13 protein-coding genes and 1 tRNA gene are annotated in these 18,402 nt (G+C 39.6%); 13 read left to right on the top strand and 1 reads right to left on the bottom strand.

The genetic code is table 11. The features are described 5' to 3' along the window. The first annotated feature begins 29 nt into the window (after positions 1–29). The 6 genes from iadA to LJE72_RS13495 all read left to right on the top strand — a co-directional run bounded on the left by iadA (position 30) and on the right by LJE72_RS13495 (position 11,456). A complete protein-coding gene (gene iadA / locus LJE72_RS13520) occupies positions 30–1,196 on the top strand; it encodes a beta-aspartyl-peptidase (RefSeq protein WP_229248157.1) in 1,167 nt (388 codons plus the stop codon). Between the two features lie 144 nt (positions 1,197–1,340). Next, positions 1,341–3,362: an elongation factor G gene (gene fusA, locus LJE72_RS13515; protein ID WP_229248155.1), complete on the top strand. Its 2,022-nt coding sequence runs from the start codon at positions 1,341–1,343 to the stop codon at positions 3,360–3,362. A gap of 349 nt (positions 3,363–3,711) precedes the next feature. Continuing rightward, positions 3,712–4,284, top strand: a complete 573-nt coding sequence (locus tag LJE72_RS13510; protein WP_229248153.1) for a TetR/AcrR family transcriptional regulator — start codon at positions 3,712–3,714, stop codon at positions 4,282–4,284. Positions 4,285–4,381: 97 nt separating this feature from the next. Then, positions 4,382–8,737, top strand: a complete 4,356-nt coding sequence (locus LJE72_RS13505; RefSeq protein WP_229248151.1) for a 2-hydroxyacyl-CoA dehydratase — start codon at positions 4,382–4,384, stop codon at positions 8,735–8,737. A 330-nt stretch (positions 8,738–9,067) separates the two neighbouring features. Continuing rightward, positions 9,068–9,928, top strand: coding sequence for an SDR family NAD(P)-dependent oxidoreductase (locus tag LJE72_RS13500; protein WP_229248150.1), 861 nt, complete (start codon positions 9,068–9,070; stop codon positions 9,926–9,928). Further along, the gene (locus tag LJE72_RS13495) at positions 9,921–11,456 is read left to right on the top strand and encodes an AMP-binding protein (RefSeq protein ID WP_229248149.1); all 1,536 of its coding nucleotides are present in this window, start codon (positions 9,921–9,923) and stop codon (positions 11,454–11,456) included. Before LJE72_RS13500 ends, LJE72_RS13495 begins: the two co-directional genes overlap by 8 nt. A gap of 89 nt (positions 11,457–11,545) precedes the next feature. On the opposite strand, the gene LJE72_RS13490 is transcribed toward LJE72_RS13495, so the two are convergent. After that, positions 11,546–11,619 (bottom strand) — tRNA-Trp (locus LJE72_RS13490). Positions 11,620–11,881: 262 nt separating this feature from the next. On the opposite strand from LJE72_RS13490, the gene LJE72_RS13485 reads away from it, so the two are divergent. From LJE72_RS13485 to LJE72_RS13455, 7 genes are all read left to right on the top strand, one after another. Next, the gene (locus LJE72_RS13485) at positions 11,882–12,709 is read left to right on the top strand and encodes a PHP domain-containing protein (protein WP_229248148.1); all 828 of its coding nucleotides are present in this window, start codon (positions 11,882–11,884) and stop codon (positions 12,707–12,709) included. Positions 12,710–12,752: 43 nt separating this feature from the next. Beyond that, complete coding sequence (locus LJE72_RS13480; RefSeq protein WP_229248147.1) at positions 12,753–12,935, top strand: ion channel; 183 nt, start codon at positions 12,753–12,755, stop codon at positions 12,933–12,935. A gap of 84 nt (positions 12,936–13,019) precedes the next feature. Further along, entirely contained in the window at positions 13,020–13,319 is a 300-nt protein-coding gene (locus LJE72_RS13475) for a potassium channel family protein (RefSeq protein ID WP_229248146.1), read from the top strand. A 17-nt stretch (positions 13,320–13,336) separates the two neighbouring features. Next, entirely contained in the window at positions 13,337–13,492 is a 156-nt protein-coding gene (locus LJE72_RS13470) for a TrkA C-terminal domain-containing protein (RefSeq protein ID WP_229248275.1), read from the top strand. A 94-nt stretch (positions 13,493–13,586) separates the two neighbouring features. Further along, positions 13,587–14,474 carry a BON domain-containing protein gene (locus LJE72_RS13465; protein WP_229248144.1) on the top strand — a complete coding sequence of 296 codons (888 nt, stop codon included), beginning with the start codon at positions 13,587–13,589 and terminating at the stop codon, positions 14,472–14,474. Between the two features lie 311 nt (positions 14,475–14,785). Next, the gene (locus LJE72_RS13460; RefSeq protein WP_229248273.1) at positions 14,786–15,748 is read left to right on the top strand and encodes a metal-dependent hydrolase; all 963 of its coding nucleotides are present in this window, start codon (positions 14,786–14,788) and stop codon (positions 15,746–15,748) included. 76 nt (positions 15,749–15,824) lie between these two features. Then, complete coding sequence (locus tag LJE72_RS13455) at positions 15,825–18,362, top strand: DNA translocase FtsK (RefSeq protein WP_229248143.1); 2,538 nt, start codon at positions 15,825–15,827, stop codon at positions 18,360–18,362. Positions 18,363–18,402 lie beyond the last annotated feature (40 nt).

Below are 18,402 nucleotides of genomic sequence, written 5' to 3'. Positions count from 1 at the left end.
TATTATACCTCGTGAGGGGAGAGGTAAAAGTGTGGGTACTTCTTAAGAACGCCAAAATTTACTGTCCTGAGTATACTGATGATTCGGACTTGTTGATTGTTGGAATTAGCATTGCTGCGGTTGGCAAAAATCTGAGACTGCCTGATTTTGCAGAGGGGGAAGTAATCGACCTTCAAGGTAAGACACTGGTCCCAGGTTTTATAGATGCTCATGTACATATATGTGGAGGAGGGGGCGAAGCGGGACCTGCTTCGCGCACTCCGGAACTTCAACTTTCTCAAATAACTCGGGCTGGAACAACAACCGTCGTTGGTTGTCTGGGGACAGATTCTGTATCACGCTCTATGTCAGAGCTTTTGGTTAAAGCGAATGCACTCCAGGAAGAGGGAATAAGTACCTATATTTATAGTGGGGGCTACAGAGTTCCCATGAGAACACTTTTGCCAACCTTAGAACAAGACCTAGTCTTGATTTCAAAGGTGATTGGTGCCGGGGAAATAGCTATCTCTGATCATCGTTCGGCACAACCTCAAATCAGTGAACTTGAGCATTTAGCTGCAGAAGCCAGAGTTGGTGGAATGCTCGGAGGAAAAGCAGGGGTCGTTCACGTTCATCTAGGAGAGGGGAAACAAGGTTTACACCCTATATGGGAAATATTGGAGAAAACAGATATCCCTATTACTCAATTTATACCGACTCATATTAATCGAACTCATACTTTACTGGAACAAGGGATTCAGTTTCTTTTAGCAGGAGGGCATATCGATCTCACGGCAGGGTGTGACGATTTTTCAGTTGAACTGCAGGTGCCGTCAGTCTTAAAAATGTTGTACCAGCGGCAACTTCTTAATGATAGGATCACCGTAACCTCAGACGGGAATGGAAGTATGCCTAGATACAACGAAGCAGGCATACTTATTGGCATGGGAGTCGGTTCAGTAGAAGTTTTATGGCGTGATATTAAAAGTTCAGTCATGCAACACGAAATTCCTTTGGAGGCAGCCTTGCGTACAATTACAGCCAATGCAGCAAACGTACTGCGCCTTACAAACAAAGGGATGATCCACGCAGGCTATGACGCTGACCTAGTAGTGCTTGATGAAGATCTGCAGGTCGATTCTGTCTGGGCTAAAGGCAAATGTATGATCCGCAATAAACAGCCACAGGTCTGGGGCACATACGAAAAAATAAATTAATATTTCTAAACTTGAGAATACTTGACCCACTCTAATCAATAAATTAGTACTAATCTAGGATCTAGACATAGAAACTCCGCTAATCTGTTGCAAGTAAAAAGGCTCGATCCTTTTTCTTAAATAACAAATCAAGGAGGAATCGTCTTGAAAACCTATGACACAAACCAACTTCGCAACGTCTGTCTAGTTGGGCATGGTGGTGCAGGAAAGACTTCCCTGGCGGAAACCTTTCTATTTAATTCAGGTGCGATCAATCGTATTGGCAAAGTTTCTGAAGGAAACACAATCTCAGATTATCTGCCCGAAGAAGTTAAACACAAAGTGTCGATTAGTACGAGTCTTACTCCATTTGAGTGGCAAGGAGTTAAAGTCAATATTCTCGATAGCCCGGGATACTTAGACTTTTTGGGAGAAGTTAAGAGTGGTTTACGTGTTGTTGAGTGTGGAGTTCTCGTACTTTGCGGGATATCAGGGCTTGAAGTACAATCGGAAATTGCGTGGAATATTATGGAGGAACAAAAACTTCCTAAGATTATTGTTATTAATAAATTAGATCGAAAAAATGCCAATTTCCATAAGGTAGTGGATCAGCTAAAAGATGCCTATCCTGAAGCAAGGCTTGTTCCTCTTCAACTTCCTATGGGGCAGGAATCAAGTTTTAAAGGGTTAATCGATATTCTCGAAAATAAAGCCTACGACTATGACCCAGATGGAAGTGGGAAGTATTATGTCAAGGAGGTCCCATTCGAGTACAGGGAAGAAACCGATTTTTCAAGAGAACAATTAGCTGAAGCAGTTGCGGAAGCAGATGATGAAATATTAATGAAGTATCTTGAAGGGGAAGGATTAAATGAGGCAGATCTGCAAACTGCCTTGAAGGAAGCATTAAGGCAAAATCTTATAATTCCAGTACTCTGCGGTTCTGCTAATAAAAATATCGGGATTTCAAAGATTATGGATTTCTTAGTGAAATTCGCTCCCCCCCCGGAAGCAATTCAAGATAAAGCGGCTCTTGTCTTTAAAACGCTAACAGATCCTTATGTCGGGAAAATGTCTTTCCTTCGCGTTTACGGGGGGAAATTTACTGCTGAATCATTGGTCTATAATTCAAGTCGCGAATTAGAGGAAAAAATTGGGCAACCTTTTTATTTAAGAGGTAAAATCCAGGAGCCTGTTGGATCTGTGTTAGCGGGAGATATTGCAGTTATTGCAAAATTGCAAGAGGTAAAATCAGGAGATACACTATGTGCAAAAGATCATCCTATCGAGCTTGAGGGGATAGACTTTCCGGTCCCTGCGCTATCAGTGGCTATTCAAGCGAAGACTAAAGGGGATGAAGATAAGCTAAGCAGTGCGTTAACACGTTTGCTTGAGGAAGATCCTACAATTAGGATCAGTAAAAACACTGAGACTAAAGAACTAATTTTAACAGGGCTAGGAGAAATGCAACTTGAGATTCTCCAGGAAAAGCTAACCAGGAAATTTGGAGTTGATGTGACCTTAAAAGTTCCTCGCGTGCCTTATCGTGAGACTATTCGTAAAGCAGTTAAGGTAGAAGGTAAACATAAGAAGCAAACGGGCGGACATGGTCAATACGGGCATGTATGGATTAACATAGAACCATCTGAAGGCAGTGACTTTGAGTTTGCTGAGTCGATCTTTGGAGGGTCTGTACCGAAGCAATACATTCCAGCAGTCGAAAAGGGAATTCGTGAGGCTATGGCAGAAGGAACTATGGTAGGATATCCGGTAACAGACATTAAAGTTACTCTTTGTGACGGTTCGTATCATGCTGTTGATTCTTCAGAAATGGCCTTTAAACTTGCAGCGATTATGGCTTTTCGCAAAGGGGTAGAGTTAGCAAAACCCACCTTGCTTGAACCGGTTGTTGAAATAGAAGTGAGAGTTCCTGAAGCCTTCATGGGAGATGTAATTGCGGACCTTAATGGGAAACGGGGAAAAGTGTTAGGGATGGATGCCAGCGGAAAAAACCCATCCATACGGGCACACGTACCACAGGCCGAAATGATGCGTTATGCTATAGATTTAAGAAGTTTAACTCAAGGGAAAGGTTCATTTACTATGGATTTCCTGCGTTATGAAGAAGTTCCAAGCAAAATAAGCGAGACGTTAGTCAGTCAATTGAAAATAGTGAATAATCGTTAGAAAACCTGGGTCGGTTGCCAGGCTTAAATCGTCTGCGATCGCTTTAGGTGAACTGAATGCGCTGGTCATGGAATAGGGGCTGTAAAGTTACAGCCCCTATTTCTATTAAGAATACATTTTGGAATAAAGCAGTTGTCTTTTCTAAAGAACAGGTCCGTTTTTTGCTATAGAGACAAATTATTACAAGTTGTATAATTGTTTTCCATATCTAGCATCTTTTCCGTAAGAGGATGAATACAAATATAGGAAATAGTGCCATGATGTTGGATTGAAGTTATGAAGGTAGAATGATAAAATAGATGATGTTAGCAAGAACTAACATGATGAAAGTAGTGATTGGAGAAGGACTATGTGCACTACGGAAGATAAAATAATAAATGCTTCAATTGTTCTCTTCTCGCAAAAAGGTTACACTGCTGTTACTACTATGGAAATAGCTAAAGAAGCTGGCGTAAGCCAAATGACACTTTTTAGGCACTTTGAAAGTAAACATAATTTATTTGAAAGGTCCTTGGATAAATTTGTTTTTTCTCCTAAATTTAAAGCATTATTTGAAAGCTTAGAATGGGATTTAGAAAGAGATTTGAATAAAATTTGCGCTTCATACCAAGATGTTTTATATAAAAACCGAAAAATTATTCTTATGCATTTAAAAAACGAGGAATTAAATCCGCATTTTGAAGCTGTATTATATAAGTTCCCGAATGAGTTTAAGAAACTTTTAAGCCGTTATTTCGAAGAAATGAGGAATCGAGGGGCTATCATTGAAAATCCAGAAACGTTAGCTGTGAATTTTTTAACAACCAGCTTTGGCTTATTTTTCACATCTTTAGTCATGAACAAACTTACGTTTGATACTGATATTCAGACATGTATTTCTAATTATATTAAAATATTTACAAAAGGCATTAGCTTGTTGTAGATAATTCTCGCCATTACTAATCTAATCATCGAGGGCCAGACCTGAATGATTGAGCGAGCCAAATTCCCAAAAATGTTATGCATAGTGGAGGAAAAAAATGAGTAGCAGAAGAGTTTTAAATATTGGTTTGGACATTGGTTCTACAACTGTAAAAATAGTTGTTTTAGATAAGGAAAAAAATATTCTTTACAAGAATTATTTAAGGCACTTTTCTAACATTCGAAATACGGTTATTGAAGTGCTTGATGATGCGAGAGCTATTATACAGGGACATTTATTGACCTTGATGGTTACTGGATCTGGTGGGTATAATATTTCTCGAACTTTAGAGATACCTTTTATTCAAGAAGTGATTGCGTGTACGAATGCCATAAAGGTTATTATTCCCAATACGGACACTGCCATTGAACTTGGCGGTGAAGATGCCAAGATTACTTTCCTTGGAGAATCCATTGAGCAACGAATGAATGGAACGTGTGCCGGGGGCACCGGAGCATTTATTGATCAAATGGCTTCCCTATTGCAAACAGATGCCTTGGGCTTAAATGAATTAGCTAAAAACTATCATCACATTTATCCAATAGCTTCTAGATGTGGAGTGTTCGCAAAGACTGATATTCAGCCCTTATTAAATGAAGGAGCTGCCAAGGAAGACATTGCTGTGTCTGTTTTTCAGGCCGTTGTAAATCAGACGATAAGTGGTCTGGCTCAGGGACGGCCTATTAAAGGAAATGTAGCATTTTTAGGCGGGCCTCTTCATTTTATGTCGGAGCTGAGACATCGCTTTATTGAAACCCTAAAGCTAGAGAACAAGAATGTCATATTTCCTGAGAACTCCCAATTTTTTGTGGCAATCGGAGCGGCACTGTCTTTTGGTGAAATGGCACCTATCACTCTTCAGAAGTTGTACTCTAAAGTACCTGAGATTCTAAAGGTCGATAATTCTGAGAATAAAGAGTTAGAAGTTTTATTTGCTAGTGACGAGGAATATAACGAATTTGAGAAGCGACATGCTCTGCATAAAGTCAATCGAGTGGAACTTGATAATTACGAAGGAGATGCCTTTCTGGGAATTGATGCCGGTTCGACGACCACGAAGATTGCCCTTGTCGATGAAGCTGGAAGCTTATTGTATTCCTATTATGGCAGCAACATGGGTAAACCCTTAGAGTCTACCATCTCGGCCTTGAAAAGTTTATATGAAAAACTAAATAAGGGCATAAGGATCGTAAATTCTGCCGTTACCGGATATGGGGAACATCTTATTAAAGCGGCCCTTAGAGTGGACATTGGAGAAATTGAAACCGTCGCTCATTACACGGCAGCTAACTTTTTTCAACCAGGAGTCGATTTTGTTCTTGATATTGGCGGACAGGACATGAAAAGTTTAGTGATCCGTGATGGGGTTATAGAATCCATTACATTAAATGAAGCCTGTTCTTCAGGCTGTGGATCTTTTGTGGAAACTTTTGCAAACTCATTAAACATGGATGTCAAAGAATTTGCCCGATTGAGCGAAGGGTCCAGGCATCCTGTGGACCTTGGGACACGATGTACGGTATTCATGAACTCTAAAGTAAAACAGGCGCAGAAAGAAGGCGCTGAGATAAGTGATATTTCTGCAGGAATCTCCATTTCAGTTATTAAGAACGCACTTTATAAAGTCATTCGATTGAGAAATATCGAAGAACTAGGGAAAAAAATTGTTGTCCAGGGAGGAACCTTTTATAATGATGCCGTCCTTCGGGCCTTTGAGAAAATAACCAAAAGAGAAGTAGTTCGACCAGATATTGCAGGCATAATGGGTGCTTTTGGTGCCGCTTTAATTGCTAAGAATCTATATGAATTTGGGTATCAAACAAGTCTTGTTCAAGGAGACGATTTGTTCAATTTTACCACTGAGACTACGATGAAGCGTTGCGGTTTATGTGGAAATAATTGCTTAGTAAGCATTAAGCAATTCTCAGGTGGAAATGAATATATTTCGGGAAACCGATGCGAACGAGGACTGGGAAAAGATCTCGTCAAAAGTGATATCCCAAATCTTTACGAATACAAATACCAAAGAGTTTTTAACTATAAACCCTTAGCCAAAGACAAAGCAACGAGGGGAACCATTGGTATTCCGAGAGTTTTAAATATTTATGAGGACTATCCTTTCTGGTTCACCCTTTTTACAGAGCTGGGTTATCAAGTGATAATCTCGGGTCGTTCCTCAAATAAGATTTATGAGCAAGGAATGGACACAATCCCTTCTGATTCTGCTTGTTATCCTGCCAAGCTTGCGCATGGGCATATGGTTGACTTAATTAATAAAGGGATTAATAAACTTTTTTACCCCTGCATTCCTTATGCAAGGCAAGAAGATAAAGAGGCTGACAACCATTACAACTGTCCTATAGTTACCTCTTACCCGGAGACAATTAATGCAAATATGGACAGCTTGCGGGAATCAAAAGTAACGTTCTATCACCCTTTCCTGCCATTGGATATGCCTCGCAGAATGCTAAAACGACTAATGGAAGAGTTGAAACCTGAGGGAATACCAAAGCATGAGCTAGCGCAGGCGCTGGATAAAGCATATGCTGAACTTGATCGTTATAAGGACGATGTAAGAACAAAAGGAGAGGAAACTCTAAACTATATCCGAAAAAATAAGATCAAGGGAATTGTCCTCGTGGGAAGGCCTTATCATATTGATCCTGAAATTAACCATGGTATACCAGAGATGATAAATTCCTATGGTTTTGCTGTTCTATCTGAAGACGCGATTCAACATCTGGGCAAAGTCCAAAGGCCAATGCGTGTTGTTGATCAATGGGTGTACCATTCAAGAGAATATAATGCGGCAAGTTATGTAGCAGAACAGGGGGATTTAGAATTAATTCAATTGAATTCCTTTGGGTGCGGACTTGATGCAGTGACTACTGATCAAATCAAAGAGATACTCGAAACATTCGGGAAGATTTATACAGTCTTAAAAATTGATGAAATAAATAATTTGGGAGCAGCAAGGATACGTTTGCGCTCTTTGATCGCCGCAATAAAAGAACGAGATAAGAGAAACTTCACTCCTAAAAGACTATATAATTATCCAACAAGAGCTGTATTTACAAAGGAAATGAAGAAAACTCATACAATTTTAGCTCCTCAAATGTCCCCGATTCATTTTCAGTTCTTTAAGACGGCGTTTGAAGATTCTGGTTACAGTATAGAATTTCTGCCCTCAGTGGATAAGTCTGCAGTCGACGAAGGCTTAAGGTATGTGCATAATGACGCTTGCTATCCAGCTATTATTGTCGTTGGTCAACTAATGAAGGCGTTGAAATCCGGAGTTTATGATATTAATAACACCTCAGTTATAATGACTCAAACGGGTGGCGGTTGTCGAGCAACAAATTATATTTCGTTTATCAGAAAAGCGTTAAAAGATGCGAATTTGGAACAAGTTCCTGTCATTGCCTTAAATACGGGAAATTCATCCGGTTTGGAGACCAATCCCGGTTTCAAATTTACTGTTCCTATGTTTAATAAGATAATGCGGGGGCTGGTCTATGGAGATCTTTTGATGAGAGTCCTGTATAGAGTGCGACCTTATGAGAAGTTTCCGGGTTCAGCTAATCTGTTATATGACTATTGGGTTGAGAGATGTCAAGAATCATTGAAGAGTGGAAATAAAAGAGAACACGAAGAGAATATTCGTCAAATCGTAGCAGATTTTGATAGCCTGGAACTTTACGAGGACTTAATCAAACCGAAGGTTGGAGTTGTTGGTGAAATTTTGGTTAAGTTTCATCCGACTGCAAATAACAATGTCGTTGAACTGTTAGAAGCTGAAGGAGCAGAGGCTGTAGTTCCTGACCTTACAGACTTTCTCTTGTATGGTGCTTTTGATAATCGCATTAAATATGAGAAACTCTCCGGAAGTTTTTGGGAGATGGTGTCTGGATACTTTTCGATTAATAGAATTGAATCTTATCGTAAAGAGATGAAGAAGGCACTTAAAGCCAGTAAACGGTTTGAAGCTCCAAAACCTATCGAAGAGATTGCCAAGTACGCGGAAAACCATCTCTCGCTGGCAAATCAGTGTGGTGAAGGCTGGTTTCTTACTGGAGAGATGGTTGAGTTAATTCGCAGCGGCGTTAATAACATTGTTTGTTTACAACCCTTTGCCTGCTTACCTAATCATATTACGGGAAAAGGCATGGTTAGGGAAATTAGAAGATCCTACCCTAAAGCGAATATAGCAGCTATTGATTATGACCCGGGAGCAAGCGAAGTTAATCAACTCAATCGAATTAAACTTATGCTTTCAGTTGCCGTAGAAAATCTTGAAAACAAGTCTGAGGAAGCTAAAAACCCATTGTTAGATTTAGAGACTGAGTTAGTGGAACGTAAGTTGACGATGGTCTTAAGCGGAGAGCAGAATTTAATTGAGTGTAAAATGGATTAGCGTAGATGTAAAGGGCTCAACCTGTTTTTTCCTAAACGGTTGAGCCTATAATTTTGATCGAGCAGAGGCAAGTTTAAGGAGTGGTTAGGTTTACTACCCCGGCCAAACCTCTAATGGCTTGAGCCTCTAAATTTTTTTGATAATGATTAACAATAGAGCTATGATGATTAATAACGCCCCCAAAACACCCAAAAGGCCTAAAAGTATTCTCTTCACCCCCTCATTTAGATCTGCAGAAGAATGAGAGGTTTTATTAATATAGTGTATTCAGCATGTCCGTAAAATTTCGATTTTTATAATTCTGTAGTCACCCGACAAGAAGGAGTTGTTATGCATAACTATAGTCTTAGGGAATCTTTATTGTTTCCACCTGTTTATTTGAATGTAAAGAAACTTAGGTCCGAACTTCAAGGAAAGACTGTTCTTATTACTGGTGCGAGCTTTGGGATAGGTGAGAAGTTAGCTTATTTACTGGCAGATATGAATACTCATTTGATTTTAGTCGCTAGGACAGAGGAAAAGCTTTTAACAATGAAAAGGGAGATAGAAGAGAAAGCGGGCAAAGTAAGTGTTTATTCTGCCGACTTTAGAAAACCTGAAGACATTAAGGAATTGTTAACCTTTATTCATCAGTTGCCTGATGGTTTGGATTTGTTGGTAAACAATGCGGGTATATCGATAAGGCGATCAATTAACCATTCATTAGACCGTTTTCATGATTTTACTCGAACGATGGCTATTAATTATTTTGCGCCAGTTCAATTGTTATTGTCGCTCATTCCACTTCTAAAAAAAAATAAAGGTCAGGTTATTAACATATCAACAATAAACGTCTTGTTAATCCCCTTCCCTTATTGGGCTGCTTATCAGGCATCAAAAACAGCTTTTGATACCTGGTTTCGGTCTGTAGAACCTGAATTGAATGCTATGGATATATCAACAACAACTATCTATCTTCCATTAGTGAAAACACGCATGATCATGCCAACAACTGCTTATCAAAAACTTCCTGCTATGAATCCATATCATGTTGGAAAAATCATTTGTAAGTCAATGTATACAAAAAGACATAAGTACAGGCCATGGTGGTTAATTCTTGGACAGTTTGCTTCACTTATGTTCAGAGGAATCTGGGAATTATCGACTTCGGTTATTATAAGAAAGAGGAGATTCGATAGAGATAATGGTTAAACTCATCAATGTTTTATTCAAAATGAGATTACTTTCTCCATCAGGACTTTATAGCCTAATTTCTGCTGTTTTCAAATATGGAATGAACGTAATGGCTCTATTAAGTTTTGCAGAAAGGATATATGCAAGTAAAACTGTATTAGTGGATGAGGATGAGACATTAAGTTACGAAGAATTATGGTCACAGTCGGAAAGAATTTCCCTTGTTTTGCAAGAAAGCTATCAACTTCGAAGCGGTCAAAAGGTGGGGTTTTTATGTAAAAACCATGCGTCTTTAATTAAATCATTTTTTGCAGTTTCTCAATTAGGGGCGGATATCTATTTGCTCAATACTGAAATGAGCCTGAATCAGTTTAATAACTTAATCGATCAACATGATTTTGACTTTCTTGTCTATGATTTTGAATTAAGTTCTAAAATTGAAGAGTCATCTTATAGTAAAGATAAGATTCTGAGTTACCATAGTAGGTTAACGGCAATCAATACCTTGTTAAATACAACTGGGAAGGAAAAACTAAAATCCCGACGGTCTTCATCGAGTAAAATTGTGATACTAACAGGTGGTACAACAGGAAATCCTAAAGCTGCAGCTCATAAACCATCCTTGCTCAATTATATAAATCCATTTCTGACCATTCTAACTAGACTCAAGCTTATAAATTATAATACCGTTTTTATTGCTACGCCGATTTATCACGGTTATGGGGTAGCTATGCTATTGTTATTTATCGCATTGGGTAAGAAAGTGGTTATTAATAATGGATTTGAAGTAAAAAAGGCGTGTACTCTAATTCGTGAGCATAACGTTGAAGTAGTAACTGTCGTACCATTAATGGTCCATAAAATGCTAAAGCACAATGCAGAAGATTTAAAATCCCTATCCTGTATTGTTTCAGGCGGGGCTGGACTCAATCCAAAACTAGTAATAGATATTCATAATACACTGGGAGAAGTAGTGTATAATCTATATGGTACTTCAGAAGCAGGATTGAATACCATTGCAACTCCACAGGATTTACTCTATTCAACGAAAACGGTGGGGAAAAGAATAGAGGGTGTCCGCTTAAAGATTTTGGATGAAAATAAGAATGAAGTGAACTATGGCTACGTAGGTCAATTGTGCAGTAAAAATAAATGGTCCTTGAGAAACAGTAAAAGTTCTTGGATTGAAACAGGGGATTTGGGTTATCGAGACTCTAAAGGGTATTACTTTTTATGTGGACGGGTGGACGATATGGTTGTTTCAGCTGGTGAAAACGTTTATCCGGTTGAAATTGAGCAGGCATTAATAAATCACCCTCAAGTAGAAGATGCTGCAGTTATTGGGATTAATGATGAAGGCTTTGGCCAACGGTTGAAGGCCTATGTACTTCTAAATAAAAATGCTGATCTCACAGAAAAGGAACTTTTAGAATGGCTCACCTTTAGAATTGCGAGATTCCAGATGCCTAAAGAAATAGCCTTCGTTCATCATTTACCTTATACATTTTTAGGTAAACTTGATAAGAAGCAACTTAAAATGAAATAACCAAATAAGCCCTATCGAAGGGCCTATAAAATAAATCTGTTCAAACCCGAAATGGGCAAAAAGAAAAAGGCTCAAAGCCTTGGCGAGTTTGGCAGGGGATGAGAGAGTCGAACTCCCACTGACGGTTTTGGAGACCGCTGTTCTACCATTAAACTAATCCCCTGTGTTTTTGCAACGAAATGAATTATATCGTAAAAAGGTGAATGTGTCAATATGTTTTTTGATGATTCTTTGGGAATTGAATTCACCATTGAATTTAACCCTCGAATTTATTTGTATTTAATTTGGATATAAGCAGGCAGGATTTTTTGAAGAAAAACAAGAATAGGCATACAATAATAAAGTACATCTATGATCATTTTGTGGATTTATGGCAAGAGTTATAATAATCCATAAAGCAAAATGCTAATGAGGGAGGGGTGTTTTTGAGGTCCGATTTACACATTCATACTCATGAATCAGATGGATTGCTTTCCGTAGAAGAGGTCATTAACCTTGCTCATGCAAATAAAATCCAAACCTTAGCCATTACGGACCATGAAAGTACAGAAGCAATCAACAAGGCTGAAAGTCTTGCTGAAGAACTAGATATTAAGATTATCCCTGGAGTAGAATTGCTAACGAGCTATCAAGGGCATGAAGTGCATCTGCTTGGGTATTTCAAGGACGTGAATCATTCGGTCCTGCAAGAACGTTTAAAGGAACTTCGAGTACAGCGTACTGATTTAGCCCATGACATGGTTGAATGCTTAAAAAACAGTGGAATTTCTCTAAAGTGGCAAGATGTTAAAAAGGAAGTCGGAGCAAATGGAGCAGTTACTAAAGGGCATATTATGAGGGCCATTTATCATCAGGAAGATGGCAACACTAAGAAAAATTGGCGAGAAATAGCCGCTCATTTTCGTCCGGGGGGAGTTGCTTATTTACCCTATCTAAACCACACCTTTGAGGATGCAGTGGATCTAATATTTTCTTGTGGCGGACTGCCAGTGGTGGCCCATCCGGGACTGCTTTGGGATCCCCAGATAGTGTTCGATCTGTTAGCCTACCGGCCTATAGGACTTGAAGTATACTATGGGTATTTGGAAAGACAATCAGCGTTAATAAAATACTATACGGAGGTTGCTGAAAACTATGCTATTATTGCAACAGGCGGCAGTGATTATCATGGACCTTCAGGGTATGTAAAACTGGGGCAAATGGATATTCCCTATGACAGCGTTCTTAAGCTAAGGTCTTACTTAACAATTTAATCTGTGCGTAATAATGTTCGACTCGCCAGAAAGGAGAAAATTGTTGGTTAGGAGGGTTTGGAACGACTTTGTTACCTTAGTTGTTACACTAATAGTGGGGACAGTCGGCCTTATGGTAACAGAACATCTTAGTTTAGCCAGAGCAATATATCTTACGGTTCAGACAGTTACGACGATTGGATTTGGAGATATTGAACCTCAAACCTATGCCGGCATATATTTCTGATTTTTATGATGCTGAGCGGAGTTGGAGTCATGTTATATTTTGCTGGACTATTAGCGGCCTTTCTGATTGGAGGTCAGTTAGCTGGTGTATCAAGATCATGTTATTGTCTGCGGTGCAGGACGTGTGGGCAGGCAAGTCGTTTACCGCCTTCGTAAAGAGGGGGCTCAATGTGTTGTAATAGAACAAAAAGAAGATCTGGCTAACGAATTAATTGCAGAAGGTTTTTTGGTTATTAACAGTGATGCAACTCATGATGAAACCTTAATTATGGCTTCCATAGACAAGGCTAAGGGACTTATCTTAGCTCTCCCAGAAGATGCTCTAAATGTTTTTGTCACTTTAACAGCGAAAGGTTGGAGAGACATTACTCACTTGTGGAATTGAACAGCAGACTGGGGCAAATGGTACTTGCCATTTTGAGAGGCGATCAGGTAATCAGCAAACCAAGCGCTGGAGACCAATTATCGCTGGGCGATCTTTTGATCGTTTTAGGGTTAAGAGATCAATTGCATCGGTTAGAAAAACTAGCTGCAAATCTTTCGAATTGTAAAACCTGAAAAACATCATAGTTTTCGGTTAAAAGGAGAAGAGTTGGGATAAAATACCCTCTATGTGAGAGTAGTAACACTTTTCATGGTGGAGGGAAGATATATGCATAATTCTCGTTCTCAGAAAGATGTCCTGAAGGATATTAAGAAACTAATTCAAACTCATTTCGGAGAAAGCGCTCAAGGAATTCACGTTGAGGTCAGAGGGGATAAGGTTACACTGTGGGGAACAGTGGACAGCCTCGTAGAAAAAGACTTTTTTGCAAGCCGTATCGGACGAATTGCCGGGGTTCGAGAACTGGATAATTCTCTAACTGTAGCTAATGACGGAAACATCTTGGATAAAGACATCGAGAGAGATATAATCGAACGTTTTCAAGGATCTCGTTATGAGGATATCGCTCACTTGGGTTGTCGAGTAAGCCGGGGTATAGTCACCTTGCTGGGGCATATGGAAACTCAAAGTGAGGAGAGATTTGCTAAACGCTTGGCTTCCCAAATACGGGGAGTTAAAGAAATACGGAGTGAAATTCAGTTTTTACAAAAGGCAGTTGACGATGCGACTTTAGTTAATCGTGTCGAAACTGCTATGGTTGCTTCTCCTTGGGTAGATGCTCATGAGATTAAGACTGTAGCTCGAAATGGTCTGATTACCCTCACTGGACTTGTTGACTCTCCTGAGGAAATAGAATGGGCTGTTGATACGGCCTATAAAGTGCCTGGAGTAAAAGCCGTTGTCAGCGAAATATTTGCTCGTCATCAATCTCAAGGGGAGGATTTGTGGTTAACCGAACAGTTAGTCTCTAAGCTTGGCCAACACCGCTTGAATTCTGGACAAATTCGCGCTTTTGTTAAAGATGGAATTGCTTTTCTAACCGGAGAAGTGTACTCAGAAGAAGATCGGGAATGGGCTGGAAAGATGATTCAATATATTCCTGAAATTCATGAGGTCAATAATTCTATAAAAGTCGCGGCACACTCCGCAAAATAAGCTTTAGCTCTAACCTTTTAACATAGATATTATTGATCTTAGAAGCCTTCGTTTGTACTAGTAAAGTATGATGAAGGCTCTGTTTTTTGTGGCTAATAATCCACATGACGCTCGATAAATTTTTAAAGATTAGTCTATAATGCTACACATTATAAATATGAACATAAAATGGAAATTAGAGAAATGAAAAGACATTATATTTTTCGATAGAAACTCATGCTATAATGAGGACTGTATTGTTTAAGGGTAATATTGATTCTTCGGAAAACTTGGCTAGCGCCAAGCCAGTCTAAAAAGATAGAGAAGGTGAGCTGTTGGATCCGATAACACATGGCTTAATTGGAATTGCACTTAGTACCTTGTCGGGTCACCCAGTGCAATTGACTGATCCTGTTTTTTTAGGTTGCACATTAGGTGCAATGCTCCCTGATTTAGATATTATAGCTCACGCAAAAGGTCGCTTGAATTATCTATTAAAACATAGGGGAGCAAGTCATTCGTTGATTGCCTTGACCACTTCGGCACTAGGACTCGGCACTGGGCTTTATTTGTTTTTCCCAACCACCTCGTGGTCAACGGTGTTCTTTTGGACTATGATAGGAACAATGTCTCACGGAATAATGGACTTATTAAATTCTTTTGGTGCAGAGCTCTTATGGCCTTTTTCACGGAAAAAAATTACTGTGGATATGATTATGCTTTCAGACCCTGTGGTACTAGGTTCTATGCTATTGTCTTTAATTATTTCCCTGATTACACCTGAGTTAGCAAGAAACTCCTCGTTTATTGCTTTAGCGCTTAGTGCTATATATTTAGGATTTCGTCACTTAGGGAGAATTGAGATAAGAGATCGTTTAAGGAGTATTTATCATTTGAAGGAAAAAGATCAAGTTAAGGTTATTCCTGCAATGTACCATCCTTTTACCTGGAATTTTATACTTTTCCAAGAGGAACATGTGAGTTTTGGGGTTATTCGAAATCAAATACCATTGATCTGTCGTGTGTTGCCTAAATTGACCGAAAATAATCCCTCGGTTGCTAATGCCTTAGAAGGAAATGTAGCTGAAATATTTAGCCAATTTACTCCTCATTACCATATAATTGCTCATTATTTAGATAATGAAGAGTGCAGGATTGAATTTTTGGATTTAAGATATTGGGTAGACGGAGATTTTCTCTATACGGGTAATGTGTTTTTAGATTTAAATGGCGAAATATCTCATGAAATCTTTCACCCATTACCTAAGCATAAAGGGGTGCTGTTAAGTTATTAGTTCGAAAATCAAAAAAACCTTTTGACATTCGCCTAGAGCATCTACCATAATGAATACAGTGGAGGAGGTGGAAGATATGTCGAAAAGGAGAAAAAACAGTTTCTTTTGGCTTAAAATTAGTGCGCTTTTATTATTAATTATATCGATCTTAGGCTTGCTGGGCGCTTTCGGTTTATCCATCGGAAAACATTTTGATGCTTTCTTTACTTTGACTATGGGAGGTCTAGCTTGGGCTGGGCCCTTCTTATGTTTTATAATAGGGGTTATACTCTGGATTTATGCATCAACTATTACGACGGAATCCTCTATAAGTTCAGAAAGGTCACCTAAGGATGACTCAAAGATACCAAATACTCAGAAACGCCAGGAAAGAAGAAGTAAAGAGAAATCGCAAGACCCTAATGTCTTTCCTCTTCCTGCAGGGAAGATTGTAAGCTTAAAAGGGTTTGATCAATATTTCAATTCACCAGAATTGGTAGAAATGAAGGATAAAGATGCCCAAATGAGTGAGGAAATGCAGGAGATAGGAAGAGATTTTCCATCTTATTTCGGAACAGGAGAATCCGGTTTTCCAACGAAACGCCGCAACATGACCGTTTTAAAAGGGCTTAATGACTATTTCACAGAAGTAGATCAAGAAGTAAGATTAGAGGTTAGCAGCTCTGATCATAAATATTTTGAGCCAGCAAAGTTATCGAAAATACTTACAGAGAAACCAGCAAGCTATTCTACTGTGTTTAAGTCGAAAATAGAACAAGAAGAATACTTATCCCAATTCAAGGAGGATGAAAATCCTCTCAACGAGAAACTTGATTTTGTTGAAAATCGGAGTGAGGACATCAGAATTAGCAGTGAGGCAGGGGGTGTTGTGGAAACATCCCAAGCCATTGATATTCCAATACCTAAAAATGAGACAGTATTAGAGACAACAACAGATTCAGATTCAGATTCAGAAAGGCCGGAAACTGGCTATGGAGAACTAACTGAGCAAACTGTCAAAGGAGTTGCATGGAATACATCAGCACTTACAGAGGCCGTGCTGGAGACGGCCTGTACTGTTGAGAGTGTGCCAATGTCAGACCTTGCAGTTGCTCCTGTGGCCGAAGAGCCTGCTTTAACATTTGAATTTGAGGAGCAAGTGGAGCAAATAGCACAAGTTGAGCAAGTCCTCGATCATAAAGCTGAAGTTGTTAAGCACTGGGAGTTTCCCAATTTCAACTTATTGGAACCACTGCAACACAGAACAATCATTCAAGATACTGAAACATCGAGGCAACTTGAAAAAGTACTTCTCGATTTTGGAGTAAAAGCCAAATTAATTCGTGTGACAAGGGGACCTGTTATTACCCGTTATGAGTTGGCACCTGCACCAGGAGTGAAAATTAGTAAAATTGTTAATTTATCGGATGATATTGCGCTTGCGCTTGCGGCGCGGGATGTCCGCATTGAAGCTCCGATCCCTGGAAAAGCGGCGATAGGTATTGAAGTCCCAAATAAACAGGCGCTTTCTGTACCCTTTAGAGAAGTGTTAGAAACTGCTAGCTTTGGACAATACTCTTCCAAGCTCAAAGTTGCTCTAGGAAAAGATATTGCGGATCAACCGATTATCGCTGATTTAATAAAAATGCCTCATCTGCTGGTAGCGGGTGCTACTGGTTCGGGGAAAAGTGTTTGCATTACGACGATTATTAATTCTCTGCTTTTCAATGCAACGCCGGATGAAGTAAAACTCCTGCTTGTAGACCCCAAGATGGTCGAACTGAGTCAATACAATGGTATTCCGCACTTATTGGCTCCCGTTGTGATCGATCCTAAAAAGGCAGCAAGTGCTTTAAAATGGATTGTTAAAGAAATGGAAAATAGATACGAACTCTTCGCGGCTTCAGGGGTTCGAGATATTGAACGGTATAATCGCTTAAAAGCAGCAGAGACTTCAAGAAATACACCGGCCTTACCGTTTGTGGTAGTGATTATTGATGAGCTCGCAGATTTGATGATGGTTGCGGCGGGGGAAGTAGAAGAAGCAATTTGTCGTCTAGCTCAAATGGCTCGGGCGGCTGGGATTCATTTAGTGATTGCGACGCAACGTCCATCGGTTGATGTAATAACCGGAGTCATCAAAGCCAATATACCTAGTCGAATATCCTTTGCTGTTTCATCTCAAATTGACTCCCGTACTATTCTTGATGCTACTGGGGCAGAGAAATTGCTTGGCAGAGGAGACATGCTTTATTCTCCCTTGGGAGTAAATAAGGCGCTTCGAGTACAGGGGTGTTTGGTAACGGATGAAGAAGTCCAGCGAGTAATCATGCATTGGAAGGAAATGGGCAAGCCGGAGTATCTTGACCCAGAAAGACTTTTTGCAGAAACTACTGTTAAGAGTGAAGAGGGGAATGGACCGGATGATGCTTTGTTCCTCGATGCCGGGCACTTATTCATTAGGACAGGCATGGCTAGTGTATCCTTTCTTCAACGCAGGTTGAAATTGGGCTATACCAGGGCAGCTAGATTAATGGATATGCTGGAAGAACAAGGGGTTGTAGGAGCATATGAAGGAAGTAAACCGAGGCAAGTACTTTTAACTCTGGAAGAATTTGATGAAAGATTTGGATGATAAATATAAAGAAACACCCTTGTCATGTGACAAGGGTGTT

The sequence above is a fragment of the Desulfosporosinus shakirovi genome, assembly GCF_020595055.1.
GTDB lineage: Bacteria > Bacillota > Desulfitobacteriia > Desulfitobacteriales > Desulfitobacteriaceae > Desulfosporosinus > Desulfosporosinus shakirovi.
This window is presented reverse-complemented; position numbering and strand designations above follow the sequence as displayed.